4 protein-coding genes are annotated in these 5,540 nt (G+C 74.2%); all 4 read left to right on the top strand.

Annotated elements, in window-relative coordinates; all coding sequences use genetic code 11:
- Window positions 1-174 precede the first annotated feature (174 nt).
- The 4 genes from ACWGKI_RS20515 (at window position 175) to lat (ending at window position 5,502) form a co-directional block, all read left to right on the top strand.
- Entirely contained in the window at window positions 175-1,503 is a 1,329-nt protein-coding gene (locus tag ACWGKI_RS20515) for a glycoside hydrolase family 6 protein (RefSeq protein WP_452189505.1), read from the top strand.
- Between the two features lie 16 nt (window positions 1,504-1,519).
- Window positions 1,520-3,505 carry an ABC-F family ATP-binding cassette domain-containing protein gene (locus ACWGKI_RS20510; RefSeq protein ID WP_452189503.1) on the top strand — a complete coding sequence of 662 codons (1,986 nt, stop codon included), beginning with the start codon at window positions 1,520-1,522 and terminating at the stop codon, window positions 3,503-3,505.
- 130 nt (window positions 3,506-3,635) lie between these two features.
- Window positions 3,636-4,082 (top strand): Lrp/AsnC family transcriptional regulator, encoded by a 447-nt coding sequence (locus tag ACWGKI_RS20505; protein WP_380245340.1) that lies wholly within the window; start codon window positions 3,636-3,638, stop codon window positions 4,080-4,082.
- 58 nt (window positions 4,083-4,140) lie between these two features.
- On the top strand, window positions 4,141-5,502 hold the full coding sequence (lat, locus tag ACWGKI_RS20500; protein WP_452189501.1) for an L-lysine 6-transaminase: 1,362 nt from the start codon (window positions 4,141-4,143) through the stop codon (window positions 5,500-5,502).
- Window positions 5,503-5,540: the final 38 nt, after the last annotated feature.

Here is a 5,540-nt window from a genome sequence, read left to right as displayed (position 1 = left end):
GGCGTCGTGGAGGGCGCGGCGGCAGGCCTTGACCGTCCCGGCACGGCGTGGTGCACTCGCGAGTGCAGTCGGAGCCGTTCCCCTCTCGTGCAGGTGCGGGTGTGGGAGCGCTTCCATGGCAGCTTTCTTCGGACAACGGTTCCTTCGGACAACGATGTTGAGGAGACCACGACGATGACGTCATCGAACCGGCGCACCCGCGCCGTCGCGCTGGCCGCAGCGCTGCTCGTCGCGGCGGCCGGGCTCGCCGCAGCCCCCACCGCCACCGCCCACGGACCCGGACACGGGCACGGGGGCGGCCACGGGAACGGCCAAGGGAACGGCCACCACGACCGGTGGGACACGGAGCTCGGCGGGATCTACGTCGACCCGCACAGCTCGACCGTCGAGCACGCCGCCGACCTGACCGGCCAGGCCCGCGAGGACGCGCTGCGCCTCGCCCGCATCCCGTCAGCCACCTGGTTCACCGACGGGACCCCGCGCGAGGTGCGCCGCGCCGCCTCCGACCTCACCGCCCGCGCGGCCAGGGCAGACGCGGTGCCCGTCCTCGTCGCGTACAACATCCCGTACCGCGACTGCTCCCTGTACTCGGCCGGCGGCGCCGCGGACGGCGAGGCCTACGCACGCTGGATCGAAGGACTGGCCGCCGGCATCGGCAAGCGCCAGGCCATCGTCGTCGTCGAGCCCGACGGCCTCGGCGTGATCCCCTGGCACACCGACATCAACGGCAACCTGGAGAGCTGCCGCCCCGACCAGCTCGACCCCGCCACCGCCGCCGACCAGCGCTTCGCGCAGCTCTCGCACGCCGTCGACGTGCTGTCCGCCCTCCCGCGCACGCAGGTGTACCTCGACGGCACCGGCAGCAGCTGGCTCAGCCCCGGCGACGCCACCGTCCGCCTCACCCGGGCGAACGTCGCGAATGCGGACGGGTTCTTCGTCAACGTGTCCAACTACGAGAGCGACGACCGGCTCGCGCACTACGCGAGCTGGGTCAGCGACTGCCTCGCTCTCACCACCCGCTCGTCGTTCCCCGCCACGTCGTGCCAGAGCCAGTACTGGCCGGCGACCTTCGACGACACCTCCACCTGGCACCTCACCGACGCCACCTACGACCAGGCGTTCGCCGACCAGGGCCTCGTGCGCGACGTCGCGACGCAGAAGCACGCCGTCCTCGACACCAGCCGCAACGGGCAGGGCTCCTGGGCGGCCCCGGCGGGCAAGTACACGGACCCCGAGGTCTGGTGCAACCCGCCGGACCGCGGGCTCGGGCAGCTGCCCGACCTCGAGACCGACGACCCGTACGTGGACGCGCGCCTGTGGATCAAGGTCCCGGGCGAGTCCGACGGCGAGTGCTTCCGCGGCACGGGCGGGCCGCTGGACCCCGAGCGCGGCATGCAGGACCCGCCCGCCGGGGCTTGGTTCCCCGAGCAGGCGCGCGAGCTCATCGAGCACGCCGACCCTGCCCTGCCCGCCGAGCAGCCCTGCGGGGGGCACCAGCACTGACGACTACCCTCGGGGGGTGGCACATCTTCTCGGCGCGGACGGCATCGCGCTGACCATCGGAACTCGCACCCTCCTGCAGGACGTCTCCCTCGGGCTCGACGACGGCGACCGCGTCGGCGTCGTCGGGCCCAACGGGGCGGGCAAGTCCACCCTGCTGCGGCTGCTCGCCGGCACCCAGGCGCCCGACGCCGGCCGCGTCACGCGCGTCGGCGGCTCGCGGCTCGGCATGCTCGTCCAGCGCGACGTCGACGACGACGCGGCGACCATCCGCGACCTCGTGCACGGCGACGACGCCACCCACGAGTGGGCGTCCGACGCCCGCATCCGCAACGTGCACGCCGGCCTCCTGGCCGACCTCGACCTCGACCAGCCCGCCTCCACGCTCTCCGGCGGGCAGCGGCGGCGCGTCGCGCTCGCCGCGCTGCTCGTCGAGGACCCCGACGTGCTCCTGCTCGACGAGCCCACCAACCACCTCGACGTCGAAGGCGTCGCCTGGCTCGCCGAGCACCTCACCGCCCGCTACGGGCGCCCCGGCGCCACCGGCGCGCTCGTCGTCGTCACGCACGACCGCTGGTTCCTCGACGCCGTCTGCTCGCGCACCTGGGAGGTGCGCGGCGACGGCTCCGGCGGCGTCGACGGGTACGACGGCGGCTACGCGGCCTACATCCTCGCGCGCGCCGAGCGCGCCCGGCAGGCCGCCACCGCCGCCGAGAAGCGCAACAACCTCCTGCGCAAGGAGCTCGCCTGGCTCAAGCGCGGCGCCCCCGCCCGCACGTCCAAGCCCAAGTTCCGGCTCGACGCCGCCGCCGCGCTCATCGACGACGAGCCGCCGCCCCGCGACACCCTCGAGCTCACCCAGATGGCCACCCGCCGGCTCGGCAAGGACGTGCTCGACCTGGAGGACGTCACCGTCACCGTCCCCGCCCGGGACGACACCGGCGGCCGCCGCGTCCTGCTCGACGACGTCACCTGGCGCCTCGGCCCCGGCGACCGGTACGGCGTGGTCGGCGTCAACGGCGCCGGCAAGACCACGCTGCTGTCCCTGCTCGCCGGCCGCCGCGCACCCGACTCCGGCCGCGTCCGGCGCGGCAAGACCGTGCACGTCGCCGAGCTCACCCAGGACGTCGGCGAGCTCGACGACGTCGGCCACCTCACCGCCGTGCAGGTCGTCGACCGCGAGAAGCGCACCGTCGTCGTCGACGGCAAGGAGCTCACCGCCGGGCAGCTCACCGAACGGCTCGGCTTCACCCGCGAGCGCGCCCACACCGTCGTCCGCAGCCTCTCCGGCGGCGAGCGGCGGCGCCTCCAGCTGCTGCGCCTGCTCGTCTCCGAGCCCAACGTGCTGCTGCTCGACGAGCCCACCAACGACCTCGACACCGACACCCTCGCCGCCGTCGAGGACCTGCTCGACGGGTGGCCCGGCACGCTCATCGTCGTCTCCCACGACCGGTACCTCCTGGAGCGGGTGTGCGACCGCCAGTGGGCGTTGCTCGGCGACGGCGCGCTGCGGGACCTGCCCGGCGGGGTGGAGCAGTACCTGGAGCTGCGCAGGGGTCGGGTCGAGGGGGGCAGGGGGACGGCGGCGGGGGATGCCTCGTCGCGAGGCGTCCATCCGAGCCCTCGTTCCTCGGGCTCTCCCGCCAGGCCCGTCCAGCCTCGCGACGAGGCGTCCCCCGACGCCGCCCGCGGGGCGGTCGCCGCCTCGGGTGGCGCGACCCCGCAGCCTCGGTCCGGGGATGGTGGCGGCAGCGCGGCGTCGTCCGGTGGGGGAGGGCTGAAGGCGTCGGCGGCGGAGGTGCGGGCCGCGCGGAAGGAGATCGCGCGGGTCGAGCGGCGGCTGGGGCGGATCTCCGACGAGGAGAAGGCGCTGCACGACCAGATGGCCGCCGACGCCACCGACTACACCGCCGTCGCCGCGCTCGACCAGAAGCTGCGGAAGCTCGCGGCGGAGAAGGAAGAGCTGGAGCTGGCCTGGCTGGAGGCCGCCGAGGTCGCGGGCTGACCCGTCGCCGGCGCGAGCCGGTGGCAGCGACGGGGTGGACCGGCGCGCGCGCGTCGCCCACGATGACGGTGCGGGGGACGTGCGGGGACCGGCGGGGACCGGTGGGGACAGGGACGGGAGAGGACCAGGCATGCTCGAGGACGAGGTCGACCGGGCGCTCGTGCGCGCCCTGCAGGGCGACGGGCGGGCCACGCTGGCCGCGCTCGCCGGCGTGACCGGGCTGTCGCAGTCCGCCGTGCAGGCGCGGGTGCGCAAGCTGGAGGCGCGCGGCGTGATCACGGGCTACCGCGCCGTCGTCGATCCCGAGGCCGCGGGGCTGCCGATCGCGGCGTACGTCGAGATCACGCCGCTGGACCAGTCGCAGGCCGACGACGCGCCCGAGCGGCTGCGCGACGTGCCCGGCATCGAGGCGTGCTGGTCGGTCGCGGGCAACGCGAACTACCTGCTGCTGGTGCGGGTGCCGTCGCCCAGCGACCTGGAGGACCTGCTGGGCGTGATCCGCCGCGAGGCGAGCGTGTCCACGCGCTCCACCATCGTGCTGCGGACCTACTTCGAAGGACGTCCGATCGCCGGTTGACCATACTTCTTCCGGCCAAACTCTGGTTTGACCGAAAGTTCTCCCCTACGGTCGGGGTATGACCGAGACAATCTCTCAGCGCACGGCCCCCAGCGTCGGTGGCTCGATCGAGGCCGCCGCCGTCCTCGAGTCGCTGCGCGAGCACCTGCTCGTGGACGGCTTCGACCTCGTGCTCGACCTCGAGCGGTCGCAGGGCGCGACCCTCGTCGACGCCCGCGACGGCCGCGAGTGGACCGACCTGTTCACCTTCTTCGCCTCCAACCCCCTGGGCATGAACCACCCCGCCCTCGTCCACGACCCGGAGTTCCGCGCGGAGCTCACACGCGCGGCGATCAACAAGCCGTCCAACTCCGACGTCTACACCGTCGAGCTCGCCCGGTTCGTCGACGCCTTCGCCCGCGTGCTGGGCGACCCGGCCCTGCCCTACCTCTTCTTCGTCGACGGCGGCGCGCTCGCCGTCGAGAACGCGCTCAAGGTCGCGTTCGACTGGAAGTCGCGGCACAACGAGGCGCACGGCCGCTCGGCCGAGCTCGGCACGCGCGTGCTGCACCTGCGCCACGCGTTCCACGGCCGCTCCGGCTACACCATGTCGCTCACCAACACCGAGCCCGGCAAGGTCGCCCGGTTCCCCAAGTTCGACTGGCCGCGCATCTCCTCGCCCTACCCCGGGCACGACGCCGACGGCACCCCGCGCGACGTCGAGGCGCTCGAGGCCCAGGCGCTCGCCGAGGCCCGCGCCGCGTTCGAGGCGCACCCGCACGACATCGCGTGCTTCGTCGCCGAGCCGATCCAGGGCGAGGGCGGCGACCACCACCTGCGCGCCGAGTTCCTCCAGGCCATGCAGGCGCTGTGCCGCGAGCACGACGCCCTGTTCGTGCTCGACGAGGTGCAGACCGGCGTCGGCATGACCGGCACCGCCTGGGCGTACCAGCAGCTCGGGGTGCAGCCCGACGTCGTCGCGTTCGGCAAGAAGGCGCAGGTGTGCGGCGTCATGGCCGGCGGCCGCGTCGACGAGGTCGGCGACAACGTCTTCCACGTGTCGTCGCGCATCAACTCCACCTGGGGCGGCAACCTCGTCGACATGGTGCGCTCCCGCCGCATCCTCGAGGTGATCGAGGCCGAGGACCTGGTCGGGCGCGCCGCGCGCGTCGGCGCCGGCCTGCTCGCGCGCCTGGAGAAGCTGGCCGCCGCCCACCCGGGCGTCGTCACCGACCCCCGCGGCCGTGGCCTCATGTGCGCCGTCTCGCTCCCCTCCCGCGAGGTGCGCGACGCCGTCCTCGCCGGCCTGCACGACGAGGGCTTCCTCATCCTCGGCTGCGGCGAGCGGTCCGTCCGCTTCCGGCCCGCGCTCACCGTCGACGAGTCGGTCCTCGACGCCGCGGTGGACGCTCTCGACCGGGTGATCGCCAGCCGGGGCTGATCACGGCGGCAGTACGGGGTCGCGTCGGCAGTTCGAAC

The organism is Isoptericola sp. NPDC055881 (assembly GCF_053615895.1).
This window is presented reverse-complemented; position numbering and strand designations above follow the sequence as displayed.

What these genes read in the sequence shown, in the direction of transcription:
- ACWGKI_RS20505 (WP_380245340.1), top strand. Translation starts at nt 3,636, where the DNA reads ATGCTCGAGGACGAGGTCGACCGGGCGCTCGTGCGCGCCCTGCAGGGC.
- ACWGKI_RS20515 (WP_452189505.1), top strand. Translation starts at nt 175, where the DNA reads ATGACGTCATCGAACCGGCGCACCCGCGCCGTCGCGCTGGCCGCAGCG.
- lat (WP_452189501.1), top strand. Translation starts at nt 4,141, where the DNA reads ATGACCGAGACAATCTCTCAGCGCACGGCCCCCAGCGTCGGTGGCTCG.